The sequence below is a fragment of the Ruegeria sp. AA6 genome, from assembly GCF_056542865.1.
Map to the genome: position 1 here is coordinate 164703 of NZ_JBQGAN010000002.1, position 26567 is coordinate 191269.

The window sequence follows — 26567 nt, forward strand, 5'->3', positions numbered from 1 at the left end:
TTCTTTTATGCGGCTGGACGTCTGCGCTGACGACGACGCTTGGATGACGAGGGTTTTGACGCCGAATTGGCTCCCTGCGGTTTCCGTCCGCGGAAACCGCCACGATTGCGGGGTTTCTTGGGTTCTGCAAACTCTGGCATCGTTCCGCTAGCAACCGGGATTTCAATTTTCATCAGTTTCTGGATCTGGCGCAGTTGATCCAGTTCATCCGGTGCGCAGAACGCAATGCCTTCACCCTCACGTCCGGCGCGAGCGGTGCGGCCGATCCGGTGGACATAGTTGTCGGGCACCTCGGGGAGGTCATAGTTGATCACATAGGCTACGCCGGGAATGTCGATGCCGCGCGCGGCCACATCGGTGGCAACCAGCACGTTGATTTCGCCAGCACGAAACGCCTTGATCGCGCGATCACGCTGGCCCTGGCTTTTATTCCCGTGGATCGAGGCTGCGTTAAAGCCATCTGCCACGAGCCCCTTCATCAGTTTCTCGGCCCCGTGCTTGGTGCGGGCAAAGACCAGCGTGAGAGCGTCTGTGTCCGCCGAGAGGATTTCGCGCAGTTTTCCCGGTTTTTCCGCCCGGCTGAGGAAATGCACGGATTGCGTAATCTTGTCCGCCGCCTTGCCCGGAGGCGAGACCTGAACGCGCTGTGGATTGGTCAGATAGGACTGGCTGAGCTCTTCCATCAGTTTCGGCATTGTTGCCGAGAAAAGCATGGTCTGACGCGGTGTTCCCAGAGCGGGCTCGATTTTGCGCAGTGCGTGGATAAAGCCCATGTCCAGCATCTGGTCGGCCTCATCCAGCACAAGATGGCGCACTGAACTAAGGTCAACGGCTCCGCGTTCCATCAGGTCTATAAGTCGGCCGGGGGTAGCAACCAGAATGTCGGTGCCGCGCGACAGAAAAGAGATTTGCTTACCGATCGACTGACCTCCGACCACAGTTGCCACGCGCAGTTTCGTCTTTTTGGTGAGGTTGCGCAGGCTCTCGGCGATTTGGTTCACCAGTTCACGCGTAGGCGCAAGGATCAGAGCCTTGACGGTTTTGGGGGCAGGTTTACCGGGTTGAGCCAACAGGTGGTCGATCAGAGGCAAGCCAAAGGCCAGTGTCTTGCCGGTGCCGGTCTGGGCCAGCCCAAGAATGTCGTGGCCTTGCAGCGCCAGAGGGATCGCCTGGTTCTGGATCGGAGTTGGCTGGGTGAAATTGGCGCGCTCAAGCGCCTCGTTCAGGGCTGGGGCAAGGCCCAGCATGTCAAAGTCGAACAAGTATCATTCCTTTATGATCCGGTACAGCGTTCCGCACCGGACAAGAGCGTAAGGCCACGCCTACAGCGCGACCGGCAGGGTTTCTGCGAAGCCTCAGGGCATACAGGCGAGTCCCGTATATCCGGCTTTCGCATCAAGAACCCTGCGTGAAGGGGAACTAGGAGATGTGTAGTGCGCTGTGGGGGCTGAAGGCCCAATAGCTCACGCGTTAGCGCTGTGGTCGGGCGCTAATGCGCGTTTGGTCTGAGATTGTCAAGCTTTGGTTCTGCGCCGGTGGGACGGCAATCCAACGATCTCAATTGGATGTGTTGAGGTTTTCTTAATCTCGACCGTGCGCTGCCCGTTGCGCCGCTGTTGCGCAAATCATTGACTTTGTGCGCTTTTTTTCGTATCACTTGTGTCATGCTAGAAGAGGTGGGCAACGGCCCCGGGGCGACCCGGTGGCCGTTTTTCGTTTCTCTCGTGCGGAAAAACTCACGCATGAGGTCACAGGCAAACATGACTTTGATTACCCCGGAAGAGCGGATGTCCCAGACGGCGGAACTTTTGCAGTCGCTTGAGATGTCCATTCGCGGTTTGCGCCAAGCAGCGGAAGAACTGCGCAAGCAGATCGGCGCCGGGGAGGATGCAGACCTTGCCGGAACAGGCAAGCAACTTGGGCAGCTAGAGGGGCTGATCCGAAGTTGTCAGAAAGTGGAGACAAGCTTTGTCGAACAACATCACAGACAAGCCGGAATTGCCCAAGGAGGGTATGCACTCGACCTTGACCGGGCTCGGTTTGAGGTCGGGTGCAGACTGGCTCGCCTCCGCACCTGTTGCGGTGCAGGAAAGATTTCTGAGTGAGATCGGGGAGGGAGGGCTGTGCGCCCTCCCTTTCCTGTTTGAATTCTGGGCGCTGCCGCACCAGCTGCCGCCCGAGGGCGATTGGCGGTCCTGGGTGATCATGGGCGGGCGCGGTGCGGGTAAGACGCGCGCGGGGTCCGAATGGGTACGGTCGATGGTCGAAGGGGCTAAGCCTTTGGATAAGGGTGAGGCCAGTCGTGTGGCATTGGTTGGTGAAACCTTTGATCAGGTGCGCGATGTGATGATTTTTGGCGATAGCGGGATATTGCAATGCTCGCCGCCGGATCGGCGTCCGGTTTGGAAGGCGTCCGAGCGCAAGCTGATCTGGCCCAACGGGGCCGAGGCGCAGGCGTTCTCGGCGCATGACCCCGAGGGGCTGAGGGGGCCTCAGTTCGATGCAGCCTGGGTGGATGAGCTTGGTTGCGCGGCGGTGGACAAGGGCACCAACCAACCGAACAAGTTCCTTGACCCCAAATCCTCGGAATCCAGCCTGCCGCAATATTCAAATGGTCAACGTGATGACTTTATTCAGGTGCAGTACCTGAAGGCCGTATTGGGTTATTGGTCTGATCCCGCTATCAATCCAGCCTCGGATCAGTACGATGGTCGGATGATAGACATGCAGAACGCGTATGTTTGGGCTTGGGATGCCCGCCCTTATCCAACATTTCCAAACCTGCGCAGTCAGTGGAGCGATGGAGAAAACTATTCCCGCGGTCACTGGCTGAATGGACGGTCGGGCACGCGTACGCTGGCGTCAGTGGTCACAGAAATCTGCCATGGAGCCGGCGTTAGGGATATCGATGTATCGCGTCTTTATGGCGTGGTGCGGGGATATGCGGTCGAGGACGTAAGCAGCGCCCGCGCAGCGTTGCAGCCTTTGATGCTGCGCTATGGTTTCGACGCCATTGAGCGGGACGGAGTGTTGCTGTTCCAGATGCGCGATGGGCGTCATGCAGTTGAGCTGGATATCGATACTTTGGCTGAAAGCTCTGATATTGAAGGGCAAGTAGAATTTCGCAGAGAAGCCGAAGCCGAATTGACGGGTCGCGTGCGATTAAGGTTCGTTCAGTCGGATGCCGATCACGATGTGGTTTCGGAAGAAGCTGTTTTGCCTGACGCCCGTACACATTCGGTATCTGAGAATGAAATGCCTCTGTCGATGACTCGCGTCGAAGGTCGGCAAACCGTTGAGCGTTGGCTGAGCGAAGCGCGGGTCTCGCGCGATACGGCCAGATTTGCCTTGCCGCCATCGATGCTGCATTTGGGGGCAGGCGATGTTGTCAGTTTGCGCAAGGAGGGTCGCGGTGATCGCTATCGCATCGATCGCCTTGAGCAGGCTGAACTGCAACTGGCCGAGGCGGTTCGAATTGAGCCAAGCGTTTACACGCCGTCTGATCTGCCGGATGACGTCGTGACAGCCACACCTTTCGTAGCACCGGTTCCCGTACTGCCCGTGTTCATGGACCTGCCACTTATTACCGGATCAGAGCAGCCTCACGCGCCATACCTCGCCACGTCCGCCGATCCGTGGCCGGGCAGCGTTGCAGTTTTTTCAGCCGCCAATGACGAAGATTACGAACTGCAGGAAGTAATTTCTGGGCAGGCTGTCATCGGTTTCACGGAAAACCCCATGACACGGGCGAGTGCTGGCGTCTGGGACGAGGGTGCGTCACTGCGCGTCAATCTGATCGATGGTGTGTTGGAATCCCGCCCACGCCATGCACTGCTCAATGGTGCCAATCTGGCTGCAATCGGCGACGGAACACCCGGCAATTGGGAGCTTTTCCAATTTGCCAATGCTACGCTAGTGGGTAGCGGCATCTACACTTTGTCCGGGCGATTGCGTGGGCAGTTGGGGACGGATGCGCTCATGCCGGATGCATGGCCGGAGGGTTCGATGTTCGTGCTTATGGATCAGCGCATCTACCAGACCAGCCTGTTGCGGTCCGAGCGCAGGGTGACCAAGCATTATCGTATCGGCCCGGCGACAAGGGGTTATGACGATCCGTCATTTGTTCATCTTGTCGAAGCCTTCGACGGCAATGGACTACGACCATATTCTCCGGTGCACTTGAGATCTTCCATTTCGGCCGCAGGAGATCAGTTTTCCTGGATACGGCGCACTCGTTTGGATGGGGACGATTGGGCTGCGTTGGACGTTCCGTTGGCGGAAGAAAGCGAGTCTTACCTGGTTCAAATTCGCGAGAACGGCTCTTTGCTGCGAGAGCATGTCGTGAGCCAACCGAACTGGGCGTACACTGCATCGATGAAGGCAGTTGATGGTGTAAGCGGGCCTTACGATGTTCGGGTGGCGCAAATTTCGGCCAGCTATGGGCCGGGATTAGCGGCCAACTTAACTGTAGAGTGAAACAATCGATGCGCCCTGTTCTCCATGGCGATATCAGCGCCGCGGCGCGGGCCTTGTTGGCCGCGCCGTCGGCCGAACGGGACCGTTTGTGCACACGGATGATCCACGAAGCGGAACTGGCCGACAAGCATGTCGGCCAGACAGGGAAAATCCACCCGATGTTTGGCAATGGCTCACTTATGGCGGCCGCCCGGAACAGGAGATTGGTGGATGAGCCAAGCTTTGATGATCTGCAATATTGTCAATGTTTCGAGTTGGTTCTGCGTCATCTGATCCGGTTGAAGATCAGCCGGATGCGCAGCTGACGCATTTTGTGGCCGCGAGATCAAAGAGCAACCGACCTTCCGGGATTTCGTCGCCACAGTCTTCGCAATACCCAAATTCGCCGTCGTGAATACGGATCAAAGCGGCTTGCAACCTTTGCGCCTCAATATCCCGATTGGCTTGCTGTGCTTTGGCCATTGCCTGATTCTGCAGCGCGTCCATTCGGCTGAGGCGACCGACGGCCTGTTGGTCCAATTCGACGATCGATTGGGCGTCTTTTTCGGATTCCGAATGTTCTGCCAGTTCGGCCAGACGTACCTGTATCCGTGACTTAAACTCTGCCATTTTTGTTTCATTCATTTTCGTTACCTTGCAGATCACGGGTTTGCGTTTGGTGTTTTTACAACTAAATGGCATTCTAGGCGCAGCAAAGGAACAAAGCCCATGTTGGAAAAGCGCAGTCAGGTTACTCCTGTCGACCCTGTTTGGAACCGTATCACGACCGAAGCTCAGGCAGCGGTTGAGAGCGAGCCGTTGATGGGAGGGCTGGTTCACGCCTGTATCCTGCACCACCGCAGCCTTGAGCGCGCGCTGTCATACAGGGTGTCGGCCAAGCTGTGCTCGAACGAAATGTCGATGATGGTTCTGCGTGAAATCGTGGATGAAGCCTATGCCGACGATCCCTCGTTGATTGAGGCAGCACGGGCTGACCTGATGGCTGTCTACGAACGCGACCCGGCCTGCCATCGTTTGTTGCAGCCGATTCTGTACTTCAAAGGGTATCAGGCGATGCAGGCCTATCGTGTGGCGCATTGGCTCTGGCAGAAGGGACGTCACGATCTGGCGTATTTCTTCCAAATGCGCTCGTCCGAGATTTTTGGGATCGACATCCACCCTGCTGCAAAGATCGGCAAGGGGATCATGATCGACCACGCGCACTCAATCGTGATCGGTGAAACGGCTGTGGTCGGCGACAATGTGTCGATGCTGCATTCGGTAACGCTGGGCGGGACCGGCAAGGAAGAAGAGCAGCGTCATCCGAAAATCGGAAACGGCGTTCTGATCGGTGCCGGAGCCAAGGTTCTGGGCAATATCGAGGTTGGTCACTGCAGCCGCATTGCGGCGGGGTCGGTCGTTTTGCAAGAGGTTCCGGCCTGCAAGACCGTGGCTGGTATTCCTGCCAAGATCGTCGGCGAAGCCGGTTGCGATCAGCCCGCGATTTCGATGGACCACATGCTGGGTAAGGACCAGTAATATATGCCGTGTAACCGAAAAAAGCCGCCTCGGAACTGAGGCGGCTTTTTTGTTTCAAGCGGTCCGTCAGGCTAGCATGACCATCGGGTTTTCCAGGTTGTCGACGATGGCTTGCAGAAGTTCTGCACCCAGCGCGCCGTCAATGACCCGGTGATCAACCGACATGGTGACGGACATGACGGTCGCCACTGCCAACTCTCCGTCATCGCCAACAACTGGTTTCTTGACGCCAGAACCCACGGCCAGAATGCCAGCATGCGGCGGGTTCACGATGGCGTCGAAATTGTCGATGCCGAACATGCCCAGGTTCGAGATTGCAAACGTGCCGCCCTGATACTCATGCGGTGCCAGTTTGCGTTCGCGTGCGCGACCGGCCAGGTCCTTCATCTCGGTCGACAGGGCCGAAAGCGACTTGGTATCTGCGTCCTGCAGAACCGGGGTGAACAAACCACCCTCGATCGCAACCGCAACAGCCACATCCGACGGTTTCAGTTGCAGAACGCGATCACCAGCCCATACCGCGTTACAGGCGGGAACCTGTTGCAGCGCGTTGGCAACGGCCTTGATGATAAAGTCATTGACGCTGAGTTTAACGCCACGGCCTTCCAGCTGCTTGTTCAACTGGCTGCGGAACTTGAGCAGCGCGTCCAGCTTGATGTCGCGGCGCAGGTAGAAGTGCGGGATAGTCTGCTTGGCTTCGGAGAGGCGCGCAGCGATTGTTTTGCGCATGCCGTCCAGCTTGATTTCCTCGTATTCCCGGCCCTCGTACATGCGGGCCACGGCATCCGCAGAAGGACCTGCCGGAGCAGCGGTAGCAGGGGCTGCGGCGGCAGGCGCGGGGGCAGCGGCCGGAGCCGCCGCTGTCGCACCTTCGACATCGGCTTTGACGATACGGCCGTGCGGACCTGTCCCGGTAACTTGAGAAAGGTCCAGACCTTTCTGCGCTGCGATCCGACGGGCCAGAGGGGACGCGAAGATACGACCGCCATCTGCCTTGACCGGAGCGGCAGGGGCAGGGGCGGGCGCCTCGGACGCCGCTGGGGCGGCAGCCTCGTTGCCCGCGGCGGCTGCGGGGGCAGCCGCTGGTGCAGCGGCAGGCGCGGCTGAAATATCATCAGCGCTTTCGCCTTCTTCCAGCAGAACCGCGATGGCGGTGTTGACCTTTACCCCTTCGGTGCCTTCAGGGATCAGGATTTTGCCGACGGTGCCTTCGTCGACGGCTTCGAACTCCATCGTGGCTTTGTCGGTTTCAATCTCGGCCAGCAGGTCGCCGGAGGAGACGGTGTCACCCTCTTTGACCAGCCATTTGGCAAGCGTGCCTTCCTCCATGGTCGGTGAAAGGGCGGGCATCAGAATTTCGGTGGGCATCTGTCTGTCGCTCCTTACCGGTAGGTCACTTGTTTGACGGCGGAGATCACCTCGTCGGTGGTCACAAGCGCCAGTTTTTCGAGGTTTGCGGCATAAGGCATCGGAACATCCTTGCCGGTGCAATTGATGACTGGTGCGTCGAGATAATCGAACGCCTCTTGCATCACCACGGACGAGATGTAGCTGCCAACCGAGCCTTGCGGCCAACCCTCTTCGACAGTCACAAGACGGTTGGTTTTCATCACCGAGTTGATGATTGCCCCGGTGTCCATCGGGCGAATTGTGCGCAGGTCGATCACTTCAGCGTTGATGCCTTCTTCGGCCAGCTTGTCGGCGGCTTCCAATGCGAACTGCATACCGATGCCGAAGCTGACGATGGTTACGTCCGAACCTTCGCGCCAGATGCGAGCCTTGCCCAGCGGAATGGTCAGATCATCCACCTGCGGTACGTCGAAAGAGCGACCGTAGAGGATTTCGTTTTCCAGGAACACGACCGGGTTGGGGTCGCGGATCGCCGATTTCAGCAGCCCTTTGGCGTCGGCGGCCGAGTAGGGCATGACAACCTTCAGGCCGGGTACCTGCATGTACCATGCGGCGTAGTCCTGAGAGTGCTGCGCGGCCACGCGTGCCGCAGCACCGTTGGGGCCACGGAACACGATCGGGCAGCCCATCTGACCGCCGGACATATAAAGCGTCTTGGCTGCAGAGTTGATGATCTGGTCAATCGCCTGCATGGCGAAGTTGAAAGTCATGAACTCGACAATCGGTTTCAGACCACCAAAAGCCGAACCAACCGCAATACCGGCAAAACCGTGCTCGGTGATCGGAGTGTCGATCACGCGCTTGGCGCCGAATTCGTCCAGCAGTCCTTGAGAGATTTTATACGCACCCTGATATTCGGCGACTTCCTCGCCCATCAGATAGACGTCTTCATCGCCGCGCATTTCCTCGGCCATCGCATCGCGGAGTGCTTCGCGTACGGTTTCGGATTTCATCTCGGCATCTGCGGGCCAGTCGGGCGATAGATCGACCACCGGCGCAGCAGGGGCAGCGGCAGGAGCGGGCGCCTCAACCGCCGCCGGGGCGGCCTCGGCCACCGCTGCGGCTGCGGGCGCAGCCGTTGGCAGGGCAGAGGCGTCTTCGCCTTCTTCGACCAGAACTGCGATTGGGGTGTTCACTTTGACCCCTTCGGTGCCTTCTTCGATCAGGATTTTGCCGACGATGCCTTCGTCAACGGCTTCGAACTCCATCGTCGCCTTGTCGGTCTCGATCTCGGCCATGATGTCGCCCGAAGATACGGTATCGCCTTCCTTGATCAGCCATTTGGCCAGCGTGCCCTCTTCCATCGTGGGTGAGAGTGCGGGCATGAGAATTTCGGTTGCCATGTCTTATTCGTCCTCTCAGGCGTAAATGTCAGTCCAAAGCTCATCTAGCGACGGCTCGGGGCTTTCTTTTGAGAATTCGGCGGCCTGGTTCACGATCTCTTTGATCTCTTTGTCGATCGCCTTCAGGTCATCTTCGGTGGCGTGTTTGCCAGACAGCAGCATCTCGCGCACGTGTTCAATCGGGTCACTTTGTTCGCGAACCTTCTGAACCTCTTCGCGGGTACGGTACTTGGCCGGGTCGGACATCGAGTGTCCGCGGTAGCGGTAGGTCTTGATTTCCAGAATGTACGGACCTTTGCCTGCACGGCAGTGGGCTACTGCTTTTTCACCGGCGGCCTTGACGGCCAGCACGTCCATACCGTCGACGATTTCGCCCGGGATGCCGAACGCTTCACCGCGGTGATAGATATCTTTGGTCGAGGTCGAGCGTTCCTGAGACGTGCCCATCGCGTACTGGTTGTTTTCGATCACGAACACCACCGGCAAGCTCCAGATGGCTGCCATGTTAAAGGTCTCGTAAACCTGACCCTGGTTTGCCGCGCCGTCGCCGAAATAGGTAAAGGTCACACCACCGTTCTCTTTGTACTTGTCGGCAAAAGCCAGACCTGCACCCAGCGGGACCTGCGCGCCAACGATGCCGTGGCCGCCGTAGAAATGCTTCTCTTTCGAGAACATGTGCATTGAGCCGCCCTTGCCTTTGGACAGACCGCCAATGCGTCCGGTTAGTTCGGCCATGACACCGCCGGGCTCCATGCCGCAGGCCAGCATATGACCGTGGTCGCGGTATGATGTGATGCGTTTGTCGCCTTCTTTAGCTGCGGCCTCAAGGCCCACAACAACGGCTTCCTGCCCGATATAGAGGTGGCAGAACCCACCGATCAGACCCATGCCATAAAGCTGACCCGCTTTTTCTTCGAATCGACGGATCAGAAGCATTTCTCGGTAGTAGGTTTTAAGCTCTTCTGCAGAAACATTTGGTTTCTTTGTGGTTTTTCGCGCAGCCATTGTGGCGATCTCCCCCTTTCGGACAGATAGTTTAGCGTTAAACTATCTCATAAAGCATTTACGGCTTTCTGGCGAGTGTAAATGTGACGCAGCGTCGTTTCGTGCGAAATCAGGCCAAATTATCGGCCTGAGTGTACAGTCGGACGGGCAATTGTGATGAAAAATTTGGCTCGGGATTACCGAATAACGATTTCGTCCGAACGGATCATGCCCAGAACTGAGCGCGCCTGCTGATCCAGAAGGTCAAGATCCAAGTAGGTATCTGACAACCGGCGGGTCAGGTTCTCCATTTCAGCGATCTCAGCCTCAAGCTTGGCCAAATCCTGTGACAGGGCGTCCCGTTCCGCTGCGATTTCGACCCGTCTGAACAGGCCATAGTCGCCCTGCACGGCGGCGAAGGTGAAATACACACCCAGCATAAATGCCACCATGAAGAAAACGACTGCGCCCAAACCGGGCCGATGGGAACGGGACACTCTGTTTACCGCCGTATGAACTGCCTCAATACCGTGCCCTTTCCGGACATCTGCGAACACTATGTCATAGGTGATTCGGGTTGTGAATCCCCTGATCCGACAAAAATGCTGAGGCTGTCGGAATTTATTGCTCCAGCGCGGCAACGCCGGGCAAGGTCTTGCCTTCCATCCATTCCAGGAAAGCACCACCAGCGGTCGAGATGTAGGAGAAATCCTTGGCAGCACCTGAAGCGTTCAGCGCGGCCACGGTGTCTCCACCGCCTGCGACCGAAATCAGTTGCTCGGATCTTGTTAGGGCTGCCGCTTTGAGGGCGGCGGCATTTGTGGCGGTGTCGAAAGGTTCGATTTCAAACGCACCCAGCGGGCCATTCCAGATCAGGGTCTGGCTTTTGGCGAAGATGTCGTTGATGGCGGTGACGCTGTCGGGGCCGGCGTCCAGGATCATGCCTTCATCGGTGCATTGATCGGCGGGCAGCACCTGATGCGGCGCGTTGGCTTCGAACTTTTCCGCAACCACAACGTCAGTCGGCAGAACGATTGTACAGCCCGCGCTTTCGGCCTTTGCAAGAACCTCAGCCGCGGTGTCCTTCATGGCGGTCTCGGCCAATGATTTGCCCACGTTTAGGCCCTGAGCGACCAGGAAGGTATTTGCCATGCCGCCGCCGATCACCAGATAGTCCACCTTGTTGATCAGGTTGCCCAGCAGTTCCAGCTTGGTTGACACTTTCGCGCCACCAACAACGGCGGTCACTGGTCGTTTAGGCGCACCCAACGCGCCTTCCAGCGCCTCCAGCTCAGCCTGCATCAGGCGACCGGCACAGGCAGGCAGCAGGCGGGCGATGGCCTCGGTCGAGCTGTGGGCGCGGTGCGCGGCGGAAAAGGCATCGTTGCAGTAAACGTCGCCCAGCTTGGCCATACCTGCGGCCAGATCGGCGTCGTTTTTGGTCTCGGCTGCGTGGAAACGGGTGTTCTCTAGCAGCAGGACCTGACCGGGCTGCAGGGCGTCAGCGGCCAGTTCAGCCTCAGTGCCAACGCAGTCGGCAGCGAACAGGACTGTACAGCCAAACGCATCTTCCAACGTGGGGACGAGTTGCTTCAGCGACAGGTTCTCGCGCCGTTCGCCACCCGGACGACCGAAATGGGCCAGCAGGATAGGTTTACCGCCTGCGGTCAGAATGTCGCGAACCGTCGGTACGATGCGCTGAATGCGGGTAGCGTCGGTCACGACCCCATCCACAACTGGCACGTTGATATCGACGCGTACCAGCACGCGTTTGCCGTTCAGGTCCATATCGTCCAGAGTTTTCCAGCCCATCGTGCGATCCTTCAGAGATTTGAAACAGATTTAGGCGGTTCTTTTCCTTCATTTTGCCCTCAGGTCAATGCGTCACTTGGCATTCATGTGCTCGCGTCATAGGTATTTGCGCAAGACAAACGACAGGAGGGCCTCATGGCCGAGATCAAGGATCCCGAAAACACCATCATCATCGAGCTGAAAGACGGCAATGTCGTCATTGAGCTGCTGCCCGACGTAGCCCCCCAGCACAGCGCCCGGATGAAAGAGCTGGCCCGGGGTGGTGAGTATGACAACGTGGCCTTCCACCGTGTGATCGACGGCTTCATGGCGCAAACCGGCGACGTGCAGCATGGCGACATGGAAGACGGGTTCAACATTCGTATGGCGGGTACCGGTGGCTCGTCGCTGCCGAACGTTCCGGCGGAATTTTCCAAGCTGCCCCATGATCGCGGTACCCTGGGCGCGGCACGTTCACAGAACCCGAATTCGGCCAACTCGCAGTTCTTTATCAACTTCAAAGACAACCACTTCCTGAACGGCCAATACACCGTGTATGGCCGCGTCATCGACGGCATGGAACATGTGGACGCAATCGTGCGTGGTGAACCGCCTGCGAGCCCTGATCGTATGATCAGCGTCAAGGTCGCAGCAGATGTATAAGTTGGCCGCTGCTTTTGCACTGCTGGCCAGCCCCGCGCTGGCCACTGGGCTTCAGATCGAAATCGAAGGTGAGGGCGCCAACGGCACCGTCACCGTCGACCTGTTCGAAGATCTCGCACCGCAACATGTTGAGCAGATCAGCGCCCTGGCCGCCGAAGGCAAGTATGACGGAGTGGTCTTCCACCGCGTGATTGACGGCTTCATGGCACAGACCGGCGATGTCGAGTTTGGCCGTATCGGTGGGGACATGCGCCGCGCTGGCACGGGTGGCTCGGATCGTCCTGATCTACCCGCCGAGTTCTCGGACTATAACTACGACCGTGGCGTTGTGGGCATGGCGCGGGCTCAAGACCCTGACAGCGCGAACTCACAGTTCTTCATCATGTTTGAACCCGGTCCATTCCTGAACGGCCAATACACGGTCGTTGGTCAAGTCACAGACGGTATGGACGTGGTTGACGCGATCAAACGTGGCGACGGCCCAAACGGCGCGGTGATTGGTCAGCCGGACGCGATGAAAAAGGTCACTGTTACCGAGTAATCCAAAAAGCCCCGATGCAAATCACATCGGGGCTTTCTTAGCTTAGTCGTCACCCATTGCCTGCCAGATCAGCGCTCCGATGGCAGCACCGATTAGCGGCGCGACCCAGAACAGCCAAAGCTGTGCCAAAGCAGGGCTATCGGCAAACAGGGCCACCCCGGTTGAACGGGCCGGGTTGACCGACGTGTTTGTCACCGGGATCGAAATCAGGTGGATCAGTGTCAGACATAGGCCAATGGCGATCGGGGCGAACCCGTCGGGGGCAAAATTGGATGTTGCGCCAAGAATTACGATGATGAAAAACGCGGTCATCACGATCTCGATCACCAAGGCTGACATCATCGAATAGCCTTCGGGCGAGGCGTCTCCGTACCCGTTGGAGGCAAACCCTCCGACGCCTTCGAAGCCCGGCGCGCCACTGACGATCAGGTACAGTACGGCGGCGGCGGCAATCGCGCCGATTACCTGCGCGATCCAATAGGGGATCAAATCCTTTGCTGGGAACCTGCCGCCTATCATCAGACCAAGGCTGACGGCCGGATTGAAATGTCCGCCCGAGATGTGACCAACTGCATAGGCCATGGTCAGAACCGTCAGGCCGAATGCAAAGGAAACGCCCAGCCAGCCTATGCCCACATCGGCAACGCCTGCTGCAAGAACGGCACTGCCGCAGCCGCCCAGCACCAGCCAGAACGTGCCGAAGAACTCGGCCATAAGTTTTGATGACATAAATTATCCTCCTGAAAACACTGATTTAAGGTTAATTCAAAAATCACATTTTGTGAAACGATGGAGTGAGGGAAATTTTGTTGGCCTTGTGCAGGAGTAAAACTTCGAAGGGCAAATGTGCAATTAATCCCAACTCGCCGGATCCAGACGGAACAATAGGGACAATTGGTCATACACCTCGGGTACAGCGGCTTTTAATTGGCGAGGTTGTTCAAAAAACACCTCGACCGAGACGGCAAAAAACTCTTCATGCCCCACCGCTCCATAAGGGTCGATTACAGTGTGCTGGCCGCGTTCAACGGCGCGCACATGAGCGTCGTAGGCGGTCAGAAAAACGCGCTCCCACTCGGCAAAGCTCTGCCCATCGCTAAGGATTGGAACGCCGTTGGTGCCGCCCGACAGGTCATCGACCTGATGCGCAAACTCGTGAAGAACCACATTCTGGCCGTCATGGTCGTTCGCTGCACCTTGCTTGCTGTGGGACCACGACAGGATCACCGGCCCGCGGTCCCAGCTTTCGCCGGTGCGGATGATCTCTTTCTCGCTGACGACATAACCCTCTTGTCTGCGTTGACGGGATTTGAACGCGCTGGGGTAGATCAGAATTGTCGTTAGGTGGTCATACCATTGGTCGCTGTTAACCAGCAGCAGGCTGGCTTGCGCGGCGATAGCCAGTTCCATCTCTTCCGTAACCTCCAATCCATCGCAACCGTGGAACTGCACTTGGTTCAAAAACAGGTTCACCTTGCCATCAAGTTTTGTGCGCAGGTCCGAGGGAAGGCGGCGGATCAGTGGCACCTGTTGTTCGATGAGGGCATGCTGATGTCGGGTCAACGGTGTGGCCAGAAGTTCCTGACGCGCCTGAGATTTGCTCCAGTGGCGATAAAGGAAAAAACCAACGATCAACAGCAGGGCGGAGAAAAAGATCAACATGTCAGAACCCTATACCGACCATGACCCGCGGCAAGGGCAAAAGAAAACGCCGCAGGATGTCCTGCGGCGTTCGGAAATACGAGTATGAGGTCAGCGTTACTGCTTGACTTCCGCTGCCGGGTTGGCGCCCGACTTGGCGCTGCGGCCTGGGTTCAATGGGTCGTCCTGACGCTGCACCGAACCTTCGAAATGCGCACCGCTTTCGATGGCGATGGTCTTGTGGATGATGTCGCCTTCGACGCGTGCGGTCGAGGTCAGGCGCACTTTCAGGCCACGTACGCGGCCCACGATGCGGCCGTTGATGACGACGTCATCGGCGGTCACTTCGCCTTTAATGGTAGCGGTTTCGCCGATGGTCAGCAGGTGCGCACGGATGTCGCCTTCAACCGTGCCTTCAACCTGAATATCGCCGGTGGTCTTCAGGTTGCCGGTGATGTGCAGATCCGAGGACAGAACCGATGCCGGAGGTTTGGGCTTGGGCGCGGTGCTGGCCTTGCTTTCCGTCGGGGCAGGGGCCGCAGGTGTCGCCGGAGCGGCAGGCTTTGCCGTTTCAGCGGTGCTCGGTGCGGGCTCGTTGATTTTGTTCTTAGAAAACATTTCTCGCAGCCTTAATGTAAGTCATTGGATTTCTGGGCACACCGTCAACGCGTACTTCATAGTGCAGATGCGTGCCGGTAGACCGTCCGGTGCTACCCATATCAGCAATATGATCCCCGCGCGAGACCCTTTGGCCAACCTTGACCCGGATCTTTGTGTTGTGTGCATAAAGTGTCTCAACTCCGAAGGCGTGTTTAATCTTCACCAGCCTGCCGAAACCGGACTGCCAGCCTGCATGAGTGACCACACCATCAGCGGTTGCAAAGATATCGGTGCCGTGGGGGCCGGCAAAATCAGCCCCATTGTGCATGCGACGACCGCCAGTCTTGGGGTCGCGTCGCGTGCCGAAGCCGCTAGTAAAACGCACGACGTCGTGTACCGGGCTTGCAAAGGGGGCCTTCTCCGCGGCGATGCGGTATAGGTTCAGCTGATCCATCTGTTGCAGCAACACGTTCGCGCGGATTTCGTCGGGGGTCAGGTCCTCACCGCGCGTGCTGAAAGAGATAGGGGTGAGGGGTCCACCCATGCCGCTATACCCACGGCGAACTTCTTCGATAATTCGGTCGGTAGGCATACCGGCCTGTCGGAACATTTTGTCCAGCGGTTCGACTGAGATCACCATCGCCTCTTCCAGCTGGCGGAAAATCTCGTCGCTGCGTTCCTGCATCAGCTGGATTTCCAACTCAAGCTCTGCGCGCTGGTCAAGCGCGTCTTGAGCGTCGGCGGCAATCTGGTCGCGTTCAGCTGCCGTGCGGACCAGCGCCTCGGTCATGAAATTCATTTGGTCGGGATGGGCAACAGTGGTCACGTACATGTCGCCGTCACCGGTTTCGGCCTGCATGCCCGCCAGTTCGGTCCGGGCTTCTTCGCGTTGTTTCATTGTGGTTCGCAGGGTTGTCTGGATGACCTCAATCCCTGTTTCCAACTCACGGCGGCGGTTTTCCGACGCCAGAAGCTCGGACTGCATCACTGAAATCTGTTCGAGCGCCGCGTTAAAGCGGTCTTGCGCAGCCAGGGCTTCTTGTGCCCGAGCATCGCGCTCTGCGGACAGGATGTTCAGACGTTGCTGATAAGTCGCCTGGTCGCGCTTTGCCTGCTCGCGGAAATTGCCCGATCCGATGCTGTCCATCAGCAGGATCGCCGTAGCGACCGCTGTCCAACCTACGATCACGGCAACCCCGGCAACCGCGGCGATCTGAGTTTCCGAGCTGAGCCGGATGAACCGCGTGTCATTGTCAGATTTCAGGAAAACCCGGCGCTCCGGGAAATGCCGCTCAAGCAGTGAGTGTAATTTGATCGTCAGACGGGTTCGCACGCGTCTATACCTCTCATCCCCAAGATCGGGATCGGTCATGAGTGATCGCCGTCCCTTGGACGCATTGCATAGAGGGCACGCGTGCTTTGGGCAAGAATGTTAACTAGTTCACACATGAAACCATCTATTTCCCGCCAATTCTCGGCAGGAAATTGCCGATAACGTCAGGTTGAGTGCGTTTATCGCACGGATCCAGGCGCAGGCAGATCCTCGGTCAGCGGCCAATAGAAATCGGGCGGCAACCCGGCCTCGGCGCGTTTTTCTTCGTTGAAGGGCGGTTTCAGGACGCCATGGAAGTAACGGCGGACCAGTTGGTGAAATACGTCCTTGGGGTCTGCGTTTTCGCGCCCGCACAGGAAATGGAACCATTTCGAACCATAGGCCACATGGCCGACCTCTTCTGCGTAGATAACCTCTAGCGCGGCGATGGCCTGCTCGGCTTTGGCCTTTCGGAAGATGTCGATCATGCCCGGAGTTACGTCCAACCCGCGCGCCTCAAGCACCATCGGGACAACCGCCAAACGTCCCATCAGGTCTTCGGCCGTATCTTCGGCTGCGCGCCACATCCCGGCGTGGGCGGGCAGGGCGCCATAGTGACTGCCAAAGCTTTCCAGACAATCACAGACCATCTCGAAATGGCGCGATTCCTCTTCGGCGCATTTGACCCAGTCGTCGTAGAACCCAACCGGCATCGGCACGTGACCAAAGCGGGCGATGATGTCCCAGTGTAGATCGACTGCGTTCAACTCGATATGGGCAACCGCGTGCAGAAGGGCGATCCGGCCCGCCTCGGTTCCGGGTTTACGCTTTGGCACCTCGCGCGGAGACAGCAGTTCGGGCCGATCCGGGCGGGCTGGCTGCAATGGTGGTATCGCGGTGCCGACCTCGATCGTGAGCGCATCGCCCTTGCGCGACGCAAACCAAGCGGCGGCATAGCGTTTGGACAGGGCGGTTTTTTCCCGCCCATCTGCCGTGTTCAGAACTTCGGTCGCCATCTCAGTCAGTGTTTTGGACACTGCATGTCTCCGCGTACGTTATTTTTCGGGTCTTAAACCGGATGACGACCGTGGTCGAGAGGGGTCACAGCGCGCGGACGGCCTCAAGTACCTCATCCACGTGGCCGGGGACTTTGACCTTACGCCACAGCCTGGCGATCTTGCCTTCGGCGTCGATGACAAAGGTTGACCGCTCGATGCCCATCGACTTGCGCCCGTACATGTTCTTCTCGACCCACACGCCGTAGTCCTCGCATACGGTAGAGCCTTCATCTGACAACAGCGGGGTTGTCAGGTTATGTTTGGCGACGAATTTGTCGTGCTTGGCCACGCTATCGCGCGAGATGCCGAAAACTTGAGCACCCGCATCGGCAAAGGCTTGAAGTTGTTCCGAGAAACCGATGGATTCCTTCGTGCAGCCCGGCGTATCATCGCGGGGATAGAAGAACAAAACTACGGTGCCACCGCGCAGGGCGGACAGGGTAACTTCGCCCCCCCCGTCGCGGGGCAAAGTGAAATCAGGGGCGATGTCTGAAACGTCGGGCATTGGAAACTCCGCTAAAGTTTTTTAAGGGCTGCCCGTCATCATAGGGCGGCACGAGCGGGTTAAAAGGCGTGGATAGAAAATTGGTGCAGCACGAAGAAAAAAGTGCGACGCGACCGGAGAAGCCCCGGCACCGCCGTTCGCGCCGTCGTAAAGCTGCGCATTTTTCCGGTTGGACAATTCTGACGCTGGGCCTGCTACTGTTTGCGGGCTGGTTTTTTCTGTTTGGTCAGAACCTGCATGCACCCGAATGGCTGCGAAAGAAGGTAGAGCATCGTCTCGAGCAAAGTCTTGGTGGTCTGCAATTCCGATTTGGTGACGCCAGCTTTATCGTGAATGAAGAGTGGCGGCCTCGGTTGCGGCTTACAGATGTCACGATCAGCGACGCAGCAGGTCAGCAGATTGCTCAGGTGTCTGAACTGCAGACCCGGCTGTCCATGCGCGGCTTGCTGCGTGGACAGATCCGGCCAAGGCGCATTCATGTACAGGATGCGCAGTTTACGTTGACCCGCGGTCTGGACGGCGCGCTGACACTGACTGTCGGAGCGGGCAGTGCGCCGGTGCAAAAGGCGCCGGATCTGGCGCAGCTGATCGAGCAATCCGACGATGTATTTTTGTCGCCCATATTGTCAGGTCTGCGGTCGGTCGAGCTGGAATCGCTGACGTTGGACTATCAGGACCTGCGCCTTGGTCGGGCCTGGATTTTTGACGGCGGTCACATCACCATTAACCGCAGCGGCGATGAGATGCATTTGGCCACTGGCTTTTCGGTTCTGACCGGACGAGATTACGCCAGCTCGATTGAGGCCAATTACACCAGCCTTCTAGGGACGCCGCAGGCGCAGTTTGGAATTTCAATCAATGACTTGCCCGCCGAAGATCTTGCGGGTCAAAGCCTTGCGCTGTCGTGGATGCAGGTTTTAAAGGCACCGATTTCCGGGGCATTGCGAGGGAGCGTGGATGCCGATGCAGCTTTGGGCCCGGTTTATGCGACGCTAAATCTTGGTTCAGGAGCGGTTCAACCGACGCAGGAAACGCGCCCGATACCGTTTGAGTCGGCCAGCACCTACTTTACTTATGACCCCAGCCGTCAGGAACTGGATTTCAACGAGATGGCAGTGGTCTCGGCTTGGGGAGCTTTTCAGGCCGAGGGGAAGGCATTTTTGCATGGTATCGAAAACGGCGCGCTGGATAGCCTGACCTCTCAGTTGAGTCTCAGCAATATCAACATCAATCCTGCGAACCTGTTTCCTGAACCACTGGATCTTGCGCGCGCCGATCTTGATTTGCAGATGAAACTTGCCCCGTTCGAAATGCGCCTGGGTCAAGTGATGGTCGAAGACGCGAACTACCGGCTGCTGGCTTCGGGAAATCTACGCGGTGAATCAGAGGGATGGTCGGCACAAGTGGATGCGCATCTGGACAGTATGAACGCAGATCATTTGCTGAACTACTGGCCGGAACGGTTGGCCTCGAAGCCGCGTAAATGGGTGGCAGAAAACCTGTTCGAGGGTCAGTTTTCAGACGTGGATTTCGCATTGCGCCTGAAACCCGATGCGAAACCGGATATCTATCTGGATTTCGGCTTTGACGAAGCCAAGATCAGGTTTGCCAAGACCCTACCACCTATCCAGAAAGCTCAGGGTCAGGCCAGCCTGATCAATGACCGATTTACCGCCACGGCGGAAGCTGGGGTTGTCATCGCTGATCAGGGTGGTGCGGTTGATGCCACGGGGACTTCGTTCATCATCCCCGATACCAGTATCAAAGGTGTGTCCCCTTCGATCACCCGGATTACGGCTAAGGGCAGCGTGACGGCGGCTATGTCTTTGCTCGACCGCCCGCCATTGCAGTTGCTGACCAAGGCGAACTTGCCAGTGGATGTGGCGAACGGGCAGGTGGCGCTCTCGGGAACCTTGGCGTTGCCCATGAAAAAGGGGCTCAAGTTCGATGAGACTCAATTTCATTTCCTCGGTGAAATCGACAACGTTCAAAGCGACCGACTTGTGCCCGGTTTTTCGGTCAGTGCCGACCTTCTGACGCTTGAAGGTGACCAGACAGAGGTCGAGGTCGGAGGTGCCGGGTTGTTCGGTGATGTTCCGATACAGGCAAATTGGCGGCAACCGATTGGCGGCACTGAAACCCAACGCAGCGAATTGACCGGCCAGATTGAGTTGTCTCCTCGTCTTATGACTGAACTAAAGGCAGGTTTGCCGCAGGGGATGCTGACCGGTCAGGGCACTGCCGATATTGAATTGGGCATGGGTGCGGGAGAGCCACCGAAACTCACAGCTTCGTCCGATCTGGTGGGGGTCTCCTTGGCGATCCCGGAGTTGGGGTGGCGTAAGGGGGCAAGCACAAAAGGCACGATGACGGTTGCAGCAACGCTAGGGGAAAACCTGCGCGTGGATGAACTCAAGCTGAACGCAGCAGGATTGCGCACCACCGGGTCAATTTCTTTCAATCAGGGAGATTTTGACCGCGTTCAGTTCAGTTCGTTCGATTTGGGGAACTGGTTGGCGGTTCCGGCCGAACTGGTAAATCGTGGGGGTTCGGTGCCCGACATCCGCGTTCTCGGCGGAGTGATGAACCTTGGGCGCGCAACATTTGGCAGCAGCGGCGGCGGCGGCGGCGGATCTGGCGCCGGGCCCCGACTGGATGTGGCGCTGGATCGCCTGCAAGTCACCGAGACCATAGCATTGACCGGGTTCAAAGGCGCGTTTCAAACCACGGGCGGCGTCAATGGCTCATTCAATGCCAGCGTGAACGGAGGCGCCCCTGTGCGCGGGCAGGTCTCTCCGCGTTCGGGCCGCAGTGCGGTGACGCTGACATCTGGCGATGCGGGTGCGGTGCTCCGGTCAGCGGGCATGATTACTCAGGCGCGGGGTGGGTCCTTGAACGTGCAACTGGAGCCGGTGGCAGGACCCGGAAACTACGATGTAATCGCAAAAATCTCGAACACACGGATCAAGGACGCCCCGGCCATGGCTGCTTTGCTAAACGCTATCAGTCTGGTTGGTTTGCTGGACGAGATGGCAGGTCAGGGCATATTTTTTGCGACTATCGAAAGCCGGATGCGGATTACGCCGACCGAGGTAAAAGTTCTTAGCGGTAGCGCGGTTGGGCCGTCGATGGGCCTGTCGTTCGACGGTACAATTGATACCGTTTCGGGGATGCTGAACCTTCGCGGAGCGATCTCTCCGATCTATCTGGTGAATGCGATTGGCAGCGTTTTCACCAAAAAGGGTGAGGGTGTCATCGGTTTCAACTATACCCTGACCGGACCACTGCGGCAGCCGAAAGTGTCGGTCAATCCGCTGTCCGGGTTGGCTCCACTTTTTCTGCGGAACCTGCTGAGGCCTCCAGCGCCGAAAGTCTCCGATGGGCCAAATGCGCAACCAGTCAAACCGGATCAGCCCAAAAAGACGTTCGGGTCGAGTGCAGAGGAACGTTGAATTGGGTTGAACGGCGCTGTATGGCGCGGCCATGAAACTCAGCGATTTTGATTTCCATCTGCCCGAAGACCTTATTGCCACGCGGCCTGCCAGCCCGCGGTCGTCCGCACGTATGCTGGTGGCCCATGGCAATGTCGTCTCGGATGCGCATGCGTTCGATTTGCCCGATTGGCTGCAGCCCGGCGATCGGCTGGTGTTGAACGACACACGCGTCATTCCCGCGCGCCTGAATGGTCGCCGCCATCGCGACAGCGCGCAAGGTCCGGTTTCGGCTGCGATCGAGGCGACTTTGCTTGACCCTCAAGCCGATGGAACCTGGGCGGCACTGATCAAGCCGTTAAAAAAGGTCAAGCCGGGTGAAGAAATCCAGTTCTCGGACGATCTTAGCGCAACGTTGGACCGGGTCGATGAAGGGCAAGCCTATCTGAGGTTCAATTTGACCGGCGATGATTTCGACGCGGCGTTGGAACGGGCCGGTGCGATGCCTCTGCCGCCATACATTGCCGCCAAACGCCCGGCGGACGAGCAGGACAAGACCGACTATCAGACGATCTGGGCGCGCAACTCGGGTGCGGTTGCGGCACCGACGGCATCGTTGCATTTTGACGAAGCGCTGATGAAGGCCCTTGCCGAGCGCGGCGTCACGCTCAGCCATGTCACGCTGCATGTGGGCGCGGGCACCTTCCTGCCGGTCAAGGTCGAGGATGTCACGACCCATAAGATGCACGCCGAGTGGGGAAGGGTCAGCGCCACAGCTGCCGAGGAAATCCGTGCTACCAAAGCCGCCGGAGGGCGGGTTATCCCCGTGGGTACAACTGCGCTGCGTCTGATCGAAAGCGCGGCGCGCTCAGGCAAGATCGAAGCTTGGGAAGGCGATACAGATATCTTCATCTATCCCGGTTTCGAATTTCACGTGACAGACGCGCTGATGACCAACTTTCATCTGCCAAAATCAACTCTGCTGATGCTGGTTTCGGCCTTGATGGGGCAGGACCGGATGCGTGACGTCTATGCCCATGCAATCGAACAGAAATACCGGTTCTTTTCCTATGGCGATGCGTCGCTTTTGATCCCATAAGGGGCGCGTTGTCGGGATCGGTCCATGTCAATGTCGTAGACAAGCACGACCAGAGCCGTTTTTCATATCAAAACGAATCCATAATCCGGTCGGCATTTTTCGGAGACCTAAATGCTTCAGGTTCTGTCCAGCGCATGGGCGCTTCTTCTCGGTATTTGCCTGTTGATGGTCGGAAACGGCCTGCAGGGAACGATCCTTGGTGTCCGTGGCGAGATTGAAGGCTTTTCCACCCTGGAAATGTCCTTTGTGATGTCCGCGTATTTTCTGGGTTTTCTGGGGGGATCGCGCCTGGCACCTGAGATGATCCGACGAGTCGGCCATGTACGGGTTTTTGCGGCGCTGGCTTCATTCATTTCTGCTGTGATGATCCTGTATCCGTTGATGACCAATCCGGTGGTCTGGATTCTGGGGCGCGTGGTGATCGGGTTCTGCTTTTCCGGTGTATATGTGACGGCAGAAAGCTGGCTGAACAATGCGGCGAGTAACGAGAACCGAGGTCAGGCTCTGTCGCTTTACATGATTTTCCAGATGACGGGCGTGATCACTGCGCAGGGGTTGGTGCTGTTGGGTGATCCGGCTGGATTTGACACTTTTGTGGTCGCCTCCATTCTGGTTTCCATTTCATTTGCACCCATTCTGCTTTCGATCTCGCCAACTCCGGCGTTCGACACAACCAAGCCGATGACACTGCGTGAGCTGTTCGGGTATTCGCCGCTGGGCTGCGTGGGGATGTTCCTTTTGGGCGGAGTGTTTTCGGCACAGTTCGGTATGGCGTCGGTTTACGGCGCTCGGGCAGGTCTGACGCTTGTTGAAATATCCACGTTTATTGCGGCGTTCTACATTGGCGCTTTGGTATTGCAGTACCCATTGGGCTGGATGTCAGATCGAATGGACCGGCGTACGCTTATTATGCTTGTAGCCGGGGTAGGGGCAGCCGCTGCTATCGCGGGCATGATGTTCGGCTTTACTTTTCCGATCCTCTTGGGTGCGGCCTTCGTGATTGGCGGCATGTCAAACCCGCTCTATTCACTGCTGATTGCCCACGCCAACGACTTTTTGGATCACGAAGATATGGCCGCAGCCTCGGGTGGGCTGCTGTTTATCAACGGCTTGGGTGCCATTGCAGGTCCGCTCATCACGGGTTGGCTGATGGGCGATGCTGTCTTCGGTCCGCAAGGTTTCTTCCTGTTCATTGCAGCGCTGCTTGTAACTATGGCTGTTTACGCCCTGTACCGCACGACCCAGCGTGCCGCGATTCCGGTTGATGAAACCGGAACCATGTCGCCGTTCTACCCAACTGCCTCACCTGTGGCGCTTGAAGTGGCGCAGGAAGTTGCGATCGAAGCTGCCGAAGCCGAGGCCGAGGCGCAAGATGTTGCTTAGGAAACACGATTATGTCGCAAGTGTTGCAATTTTTTACTGTAACAAAACTGTAAAACGGCTTTAAATGACCTTACGTCCCTGGGGAGGGCAACACGACGGAGTTTAGGGCAATGGCAGGTCCTGAAGAAGTATTGAGTTTTTGGTTAGATGAGATTGGTCCCAAGGGTTGGTATCTACAAGACGACGCTTTGGATGCCGAAATTCGCGAACGGTTTTTGACCACGTGGGAAGCCGCGAATGAAGGCAAGTTTTCGCTTTGGCTGACATACCCCAGCGGCTCGCTTGCTTACATCATCCTGATGGACCAGTTCCCGCGCAACATGTTCCGGGGCAGCGCCAAGGCTTTCGCGTCTGATCGGGCGGCGCTTTCAGCAGCGAAATGCGCGGTGGACAAGGGTTGGGATTTGAAGATCGACGAACCCGCCCGGCAGTTCTTTTACCTGCCGATGATGCATTCGGAAAATCTGTGCGATCAGGAACGTTGCGTGCGTTTAATGTGTCAAAACATGACGGACAGCGATCAAGGCAATCTGTTGCACGCTCGCGCGCACCGTGAAGTCATCCGCAAGTTTGGTCGTTTCCCCTATCGCAATGAAGCGCTGGAACGCCCGATGACAGAGCATGAAGTGGCCTATGTGAATATGGGCGGCTACGGTGCGACAGTTCGCGAACTGCAGGCCGCCGGTTAAGACGCCGGCACGCATCCTCTGATAGCGATAATTCGGTCGGCTACCGTGTCGGCCGATTTTTCTATCGCCGTGTTAATAAGAGCATCCGGGGATTCGGTGATCTCAGCTACTTGGGTCTGAGCGCCTTGCATTCTTTCTTCCAAAGTATCAAGCTTGCTCAGCACCGCGGTCAGGCGCTCGCTGGCGGCATCATCAGCAAAAAAATCCGTAGCCTGAATTGTCGCCAAATCGCTTCGCAGGGCTGCAAGTTCGCCTCTTACACCGCGAATTTCATCCTTCAATGGCGCGACAACTTGCACTTTTTCAGAAAAGACTGCGGTCACGTTCTCTACGGTAGAAGCCAATTTCCACCCCAGAAACAAACATAACGCCACCAGGATAAGAGTGGCATTGAGCAGAGCAAGCAGCAGATCCTTGAGCGTATTGGCCATGGTAAGCCTCTCGAATGACTTGGGTTTATGAAAGAGCGAGTATACCCGACCCCTATGTTCTAGCCATTGTTGAATGTCCGGTATAGGCTGAAAACCGCGGAAACCACCGCTCTTTACCCTGCGTCGCTTTTGTCGCGGGTAAGGTGTGTTGATGCGTTGCTCAATTTAGTTTAATGGTAAACTAATTTTCACATCGACCTGTGCCGAGAGGAAAACATGGCTGCACAATCTTTTGATCTGATCGTAATCGGCGCCGGTCCTGGCGGATATGTTGCGGCTATTCGCGCTGCACAGCTGGGTCTGAAAACAGCCGTTGTTGAGCGTGAACACCTGGGCGGTATCTGTCTGAACTGGGGCTGCATCCCGACGAAAGCTCTGTTGCGCTCGTCCGAGGTGTTCCACTTGATGGAGCGCGCCAAGGATTTTGGTCTAAAGGCTGACAAGGTCGGTTACGATCTGGATGCGGTTGTCAAACGTTCGCGTGGGGTGGCTGCGCAGCTTTCGGGTGGCATTGGCCATCTGCTGAAGAAGAACAAAGTCACGGTTGTGATGGGCGAGGCAACCATCCCCGCCAAGGGTAAGGTGTCGGTCAAAACCGAAAAAGGTTCCGAAGAGCTGACTGCCAAGAACATCGTTCTGGCCACAGGCGCCCGTGCACGTGAGTTGCCGGGACTGGAAGCTGATGGCGACCTGGTTTGGACCTACAAGCACGCGTTGCAGCCGCCGCGGATGCCCAAGAAGCTGCTGGTCATTGGCTCGGGTGCGATCGGGATCGAATTTGCCAGTTTCTACAACACACTTGGCGCTGACACGACTGTCGTCGAGGTAATGGACCGAGTGTTGCCCGTCGAAGACGCCGAGATTAGTGGGCTGGCCAAAAAAGCCTTTACCAAACAAGGTATGACCATCATGGAAAAGGCGATGGTCAAGCAATTGGACCGCGCCAAGGGCAAAGTCACTGCGCATATCGAGATCAAGGGTAAGGTCGAGAAACACGACTTTGATACAGTTATCTCAGCCGTTGGCATCGTCGGCAATGTCGAAAATCTTGGGCTTGAAGCTCTGGGCGTGAAAATCGACCGCACTCATGTCATTACTGACGAGTTCTGTCGCACCGGTGTGGAAGGGCTGTATGCTATCGGGGATATCGCTGGCGCGCCGTGGTTGGCGCACAAAGCCAGCCATGAAGGCGTCATGGTGGCCGAGCTGATCGCCGGCAAGCACGCGCACCCGGTCAAACCCGAAAGTATCGCGGGCTGTACTTATTGCCAGCCACAGGTCGCCTCGGTTGGTTACACCGAAGCGAAGGCCAAGGAGTTGGGCTATGACATCGAGGTGGGTCGTTTCCCCTTTATTGGAAACGGCAAGGCCATTGCTTTGGGTGAGCCCGAGGGGTTGATCAAGACCGTCTTCGACGCCAAGACCGGAGAGCTTCTGGGCGCCCACATGATCGGTGCGGAAGTTACAGAACTAATCCAGGGCTATATCGTCGGTCGCCAGTTGGAGACCACGGAAGAAGACCTGATGAACACGGTATTCCCGCACCCGACTTTGTCAGAAATGATGCACGAAAGTGTGCTGGATGCTTATGGACGCGTAATTCACATGTAACGGAAGGGGGCGCTGCCCCCGCCGCGGCAAGCCGCGACTCCCCCGAGATATTTAGAGCCAGATGAAGCAAGGGATCCGAAC

The 26567-nt window shown here is 57.4% G+C and carries 24 protein-coding genes; 10 read left to right on the forward strand and 14 right to left on the reverse strand.

The window, feature by feature from the left end:
• Positions 1 to 5: 5 nt before the first annotated feature.
• Positions 6 to 1262 carry a DEAD/DEAH box helicase gene (locus tag ACR0LN_RS03825; protein WP_480427884.1) on the reverse strand — a complete coding sequence of 419 codons (1257 nt, stop codon included), beginning with the start codon at positions 1260 to 1262 and terminating at the stop codon, positions 6 to 8.
• A 943-nt stretch (positions 1263 to 2205) separates the two neighbouring features.
• Here ACR0LN_RS03825 and ACR0LN_RS03830 point away from each other — a divergent pair.
• Both ACR0LN_RS03830 and ACR0LN_RS03835 read left to right on the forward strand, forming a co-directional pair.
• Entirely contained in the window at positions 2206 to 4476 is a 2271-nt protein-coding gene (locus ACR0LN_RS03830) for a phage tail protein (protein WP_480428353.1), read from the forward strand.
• 8 nt (positions 4477 to 4484) lie between these two features.
• Positions 4485 to 4781 (forward strand): DUF7742 family protein, encoded by a 297-nt coding sequence (locus tag ACR0LN_RS03835; RefSeq protein ID WP_480427885.1) that lies wholly within the window; start codon positions 4485 to 4487, stop codon positions 4779 to 4781.
• Here the strand turns inward: ACR0LN_RS03835 and ACR0LN_RS03840 are convergent.
• Complete coding sequence (locus ACR0LN_RS03840; protein ID WP_480427886.1) at positions 4762 to 5100, reverse strand: TraR/DksA family transcriptional regulator; 339 nt, start codon at positions 5098 to 5100, stop codon at positions 4762 to 4764. The two genes, ACR0LN_RS03835 and ACR0LN_RS03840, sit on opposite strands and share 20 nt — an antisense overlap.
• A gap of 84 nt (positions 5101 to 5184) precedes the next feature.
• Here ACR0LN_RS03840 and cysE point away from each other — a divergent pair, with 84 nt between their 5' ends.
• Positions 5185 to 5994, forward strand: a complete 810-nt coding sequence (gene cysE / locus ACR0LN_RS03845) for a serine O-acetyltransferase (RefSeq protein ID WP_480427887.1) — start codon at positions 5185 to 5187, stop codon at positions 5992 to 5994.
• A 66-nt stretch (positions 5995 to 6060) separates the two neighbouring features.
• Here cysE and ACR0LN_RS03850 read toward each other — a convergent pair whose 3' ends face one another.
• The 5 genes from ACR0LN_RS03850 to ACR0LN_RS03870 all read right to left on the reverse strand — a co-directional run bounded on the left by ACR0LN_RS03850 (position 6061) and on the right by ACR0LN_RS03870 (position 11543).
• Positions 6061 to 7362, reverse strand: coding sequence for a pyruvate dehydrogenase complex dihydrolipoamide acetyltransferase (locus ACR0LN_RS03850; RefSeq protein ID WP_480427888.1), 1302 nt, complete (start codon positions 7360 to 7362; stop codon positions 6061 to 6063).
• Between the two features lie 14 nt (positions 7363 to 7376).
• The gene (locus tag ACR0LN_RS03855; protein WP_480427889.1) at positions 7377 to 8747 is read right to left on the reverse strand and encodes a pyruvate dehydrogenase complex E1 component subunit beta; all 1371 of its coding nucleotides are present in this window, start codon (positions 8745 to 8747) and stop codon (positions 7377 to 7379) included.
• Between the two features lie 15 nt (positions 8748 to 8762).
• On the reverse strand, positions 8763 to 9752 hold the full coding sequence (gene pdhA, locus ACR0LN_RS03860; protein WP_480427890.1) for a pyruvate dehydrogenase (acetyl-transferring) E1 component subunit alpha: 990 nt from the start codon (positions 9750 to 9752) through the stop codon (positions 8763 to 8765).
• 176 nt (positions 9753 to 9928) lie between these two features.
• Complete coding sequence (locus ACR0LN_RS03865; protein WP_058280581.1) at positions 9929 to 10228, reverse strand: FtsB family cell division protein; 300 nt, start codon at positions 10226 to 10228, stop codon at positions 9929 to 9931.
• Positions 10229 to 10352: 124 nt separating this feature from the next.
• The gene (locus ACR0LN_RS03870) at positions 10353 to 11543 is read right to left on the reverse strand and encodes a phosphoglycerate kinase (protein WP_480427891.1); all 1191 of its coding nucleotides are present in this window, start codon (positions 11541 to 11543) and stop codon (positions 10353 to 10355) included.
• Between the two features lie 135 nt (positions 11544 to 11678).
• Here ACR0LN_RS03870 and ACR0LN_RS03875 point away from each other — a divergent pair, with 135 nt between their 5' ends.
• Positions 11679 to 12185 (forward strand): peptidylprolyl isomerase, encoded by a 507-nt coding sequence (locus ACR0LN_RS03875; protein WP_480427893.1) that lies wholly within the window; start codon positions 11679 to 11681, stop codon positions 12183 to 12185.
• A complete protein-coding gene (locus tag ACR0LN_RS03880) occupies positions 12178 to 12726 on the forward strand; it encodes a peptidylprolyl isomerase (RefSeq protein WP_480427894.1) in 549 nt (182 codons plus the stop codon). Before ACR0LN_RS03875 ends, ACR0LN_RS03880 begins: the two co-directional genes overlap by 8 nt.
• Positions 12727 to 12768: 42 nt before the next feature.
• Here the strand turns inward: ACR0LN_RS03880 and aqpZ are convergent, their stop codons facing one another.
• The 6 genes from aqpZ to ACR0LN_RS03910 form a co-directional block, all read right to left on the reverse strand.
• Positions 12769 to 13455 (reverse strand): aquaporin Z, encoded by a 687-nt coding sequence (gene aqpZ, locus ACR0LN_RS03885; RefSeq protein ID WP_480427895.1) that lies wholly within the window; start codon positions 13453 to 13455, stop codon positions 12769 to 12771.
• Positions 13456 to 13578: 123 nt separating this feature from the next.
• Complete coding sequence (locus ACR0LN_RS03890; protein ID WP_480427897.1) at positions 13579 to 14388, reverse strand: M90 family metallopeptidase; 810 nt, start codon at positions 14386 to 14388, stop codon at positions 13579 to 13581.
• A 96-nt stretch (positions 14389 to 14484) separates the two neighbouring features.
• Positions 14485 to 14985, reverse strand: coding sequence for a bactofilin family protein (locus ACR0LN_RS03895; protein ID WP_480427898.1), 501 nt, complete (start codon positions 14983 to 14985; stop codon positions 14485 to 14487).
• A complete protein-coding gene (locus ACR0LN_RS03900; protein ID WP_480428354.1) occupies positions 14975 to 16300 on the reverse strand; it encodes a DUF5930 domain-containing protein in 1326 nt (441 codons plus the stop codon). Before ACR0LN_RS03900 ends, ACR0LN_RS03895 begins: the two co-directional genes overlap by 11 nt.
• 179 nt (positions 16301 to 16479) lie before the next feature.
• Positions 16480 to 17295: a ferritin-like domain-containing protein gene (locus tag ACR0LN_RS03905; protein WP_480428355.1), complete on the reverse strand. Its 816-nt coding sequence runs from the start codon at positions 17293 to 17295 to the stop codon at positions 16480 to 16482.
• A gap of 85 nt (positions 17296 to 17380) precedes the next feature.
• Positions 17381 to 17842, reverse strand: a complete 462-nt coding sequence (locus ACR0LN_RS03910; protein WP_480427900.1) for a peroxiredoxin — start codon at positions 17840 to 17842, stop codon at positions 17381 to 17383.
• A gap of 68 nt (positions 17843 to 17910) precedes the next feature.
• Here ACR0LN_RS03910 and ACR0LN_RS03915 point away from each other — a divergent pair, with 68 nt between their 5' ends.
• The 4 genes from ACR0LN_RS03915 to ACR0LN_RS03930 all read left to right on the forward strand — a co-directional run bounded on the left by ACR0LN_RS03915 (position 17911) and on the right by ACR0LN_RS03930 (position 24444).
• The gene (locus tag ACR0LN_RS03915) at positions 17911 to 21294 is read left to right on the forward strand and encodes a YhdP family protein (protein WP_480427901.1); all 3384 of its coding nucleotides are present in this window, start codon (positions 17911 to 17913) and stop codon (positions 21292 to 21294) included.
• 31 nt (positions 21295 to 21325) lie between these two features.
• Complete coding sequence (queA, locus tag ACR0LN_RS03920; RefSeq protein WP_480427902.1) at positions 21326 to 22372, forward strand: tRNA preQ1(34) S-adenosylmethionine ribosyltransferase-isomerase QueA; 1047 nt, start codon at positions 21326 to 21328, stop codon at positions 22370 to 22372.
• 111 nt (positions 22373 to 22483) lie between these two features.
• Positions 22484 to 23755, forward strand: a complete 1272-nt coding sequence (locus ACR0LN_RS03925) for an MFS transporter (RefSeq protein ID WP_480427904.1) — start codon at positions 22484 to 22486, stop codon at positions 23753 to 23755.
• Positions 23756 to 23865: 110 nt separating this feature from the next.
• Positions 23866 to 24444 (forward strand): DUF924 family protein, encoded by a 579-nt coding sequence (locus ACR0LN_RS03930; protein WP_480427905.1) that lies wholly within the window; start codon positions 23866 to 23868, stop codon positions 24442 to 24444.
• On the opposite strand, the gene ACR0LN_RS03935 is transcribed toward ACR0LN_RS03930, so the two are convergent.
• The gene (locus ACR0LN_RS03935; RefSeq protein WP_480427906.1) at positions 24441 to 24875 is read right to left on the reverse strand and encodes a hypothetical protein; all 435 of its coding nucleotides are present in this window, start codon (positions 24873 to 24875) and stop codon (positions 24441 to 24443) included. The two genes, ACR0LN_RS03930 and ACR0LN_RS03935, sit on opposite strands and share 4 nt — an antisense overlap.
• Positions 24876 to 25091: 216 nt before the next feature.
• On the opposite strand from ACR0LN_RS03935, the gene lpdA reads away from it, so the two are divergent.
• Positions 25092 to 26486, forward strand: a complete 1395-nt coding sequence (lpdA, locus tag ACR0LN_RS03940) for a dihydrolipoyl dehydrogenase (protein ID WP_480427908.1) — start codon at positions 25092 to 25094, stop codon at positions 26484 to 26486.
• The last annotated feature ends 81 nt before the right edge of the window (positions 26487 to 26567 follow it).

Excerpts from the sequence above, each read along its gene's own strand:
- ACR0LN_RS03925 (WP_480427904.1), top strand. The coding sequence starts at position 22,484 with ATGCTTCAGGTTCTGTCCAGCGCATGGGCGCTTCTTCTCGGTATTTGC.
- ACR0LN_RS03870 (WP_480427891.1), bottom strand. The coding sequence starts at position 11,543 with ATGGGCTGGAAAACTCTGGACGATATGGACCTGAACGGCAAACGCGTG.
- ACR0LN_RS03855 (WP_480427889.1), bottom strand. The coding sequence starts at position 8,747 with ATGGCAACCGAAATTCTCATGCCCGCACTCTCACCCACGATGGAAGAG.
- ACR0LN_RS03930 (WP_480427905.1), top strand. The coding sequence starts at position 23,866 with ATGGCAGGTCCTGAAGAAGTATTGAGTTTTTGGTTAGATGAGATTGGT.
- ACR0LN_RS03935 (WP_480427906.1), bottom strand. The coding sequence starts at position 24,875 with ATGGCCAATACGCTCAAGGATCTGCTGCTTGCTCTGCTCAATGCCACT.
- ACR0LN_RS03895 (WP_480427898.1), bottom strand. The coding sequence starts at position 14,985 with ATGTTTTCTAAGAACAAAATCAACGAGCCCGCACCGAGCACCGCTGAA.
- aqpZ (WP_480427895.1), bottom strand. The coding sequence starts at position 13,455 with ATGTCATCAAAACTTATGGCCGAGTTCTTCGGCACGTTCTGGCTGGTG.
- ACR0LN_RS03880 (WP_480427894.1), top strand. The coding sequence starts at position 12,178 with ATGTATAAGTTGGCCGCTGCTTTTGCACTGCTGGCCAGCCCCGCGCTG.
- ACR0LN_RS03830 (WP_480428353.1), top strand. The coding sequence starts at position 2,206 with ATGGGCGGGCGCGGTGCGGGTAAGACGCGCGCGGGGTCCGAATGGGTA.
- ACR0LN_RS03840 (WP_480427886.1), bottom strand. The coding sequence starts at position 5,100 with ATGAATGAAACAAAAATGGCAGAGTTTAAGTCACGGATACAGGTACGT.
- ACR0LN_RS03910 (WP_480427900.1), bottom strand. The coding sequence starts at position 17,842 with ATGCCCGACGTTTCAGACATCGCCCCTGATTTCACTTTGCCCCGCGAC.
- lpdA (WP_480427908.1), top strand. The coding sequence starts at position 25,092 with ATGGCTGCACAATCTTTTGATCTGATCGTAATCGGCGCCGGTCCTGGC.
- ACR0LN_RS03905 (WP_480428355.1), bottom strand. The coding sequence starts at position 17,295 with ATGGCGACCGAAGTTCTGAACACGGCAGATGGGCGGGAAAAAACCGCC.
- ACR0LN_RS03875 (WP_480427893.1), top strand. The coding sequence starts at position 11,679 with ATGGCCGAGATCAAGGATCCCGAAAACACCATCATCATCGAGCTGAAA.
- cysE (WP_480427887.1), top strand. The coding sequence starts at position 5,185 with ATGTTGGAAAAGCGCAGTCAGGTTACTCCTGTCGACCCTGTTTGGAAC.
- ACR0LN_RS03835 (WP_480427885.1), top strand. The coding sequence starts at position 4,485 with ATGCGCCCTGTTCTCCATGGCGATATCAGCGCCGCGGCGCGGGCCTTG.
- pdhA (WP_480427890.1), bottom strand. The coding sequence starts at position 9,752 with ATGGCTGCGCGAAAAACCACAAAGAAACCAAATGTTTCTGCAGAAGAG.
- ACR0LN_RS03850 (WP_480427888.1), bottom strand. The coding sequence starts at position 7,362 with ATGCCCACCGAAATTCTGATGCCCGCCCTTTCACCGACCATGGAGGAA.
- ACR0LN_RS03890 (WP_480427897.1), bottom strand. The coding sequence starts at position 14,388 with ATGTTGATCTTTTTCTCCGCCCTGCTGTTGATCGTTGGTTTTTTCCTT.
- queA (WP_480427902.1), top strand. The coding sequence starts at position 21,326 with ATGAAACTCAGCGATTTTGATTTCCATCTGCCCGAAGACCTTATTGCC.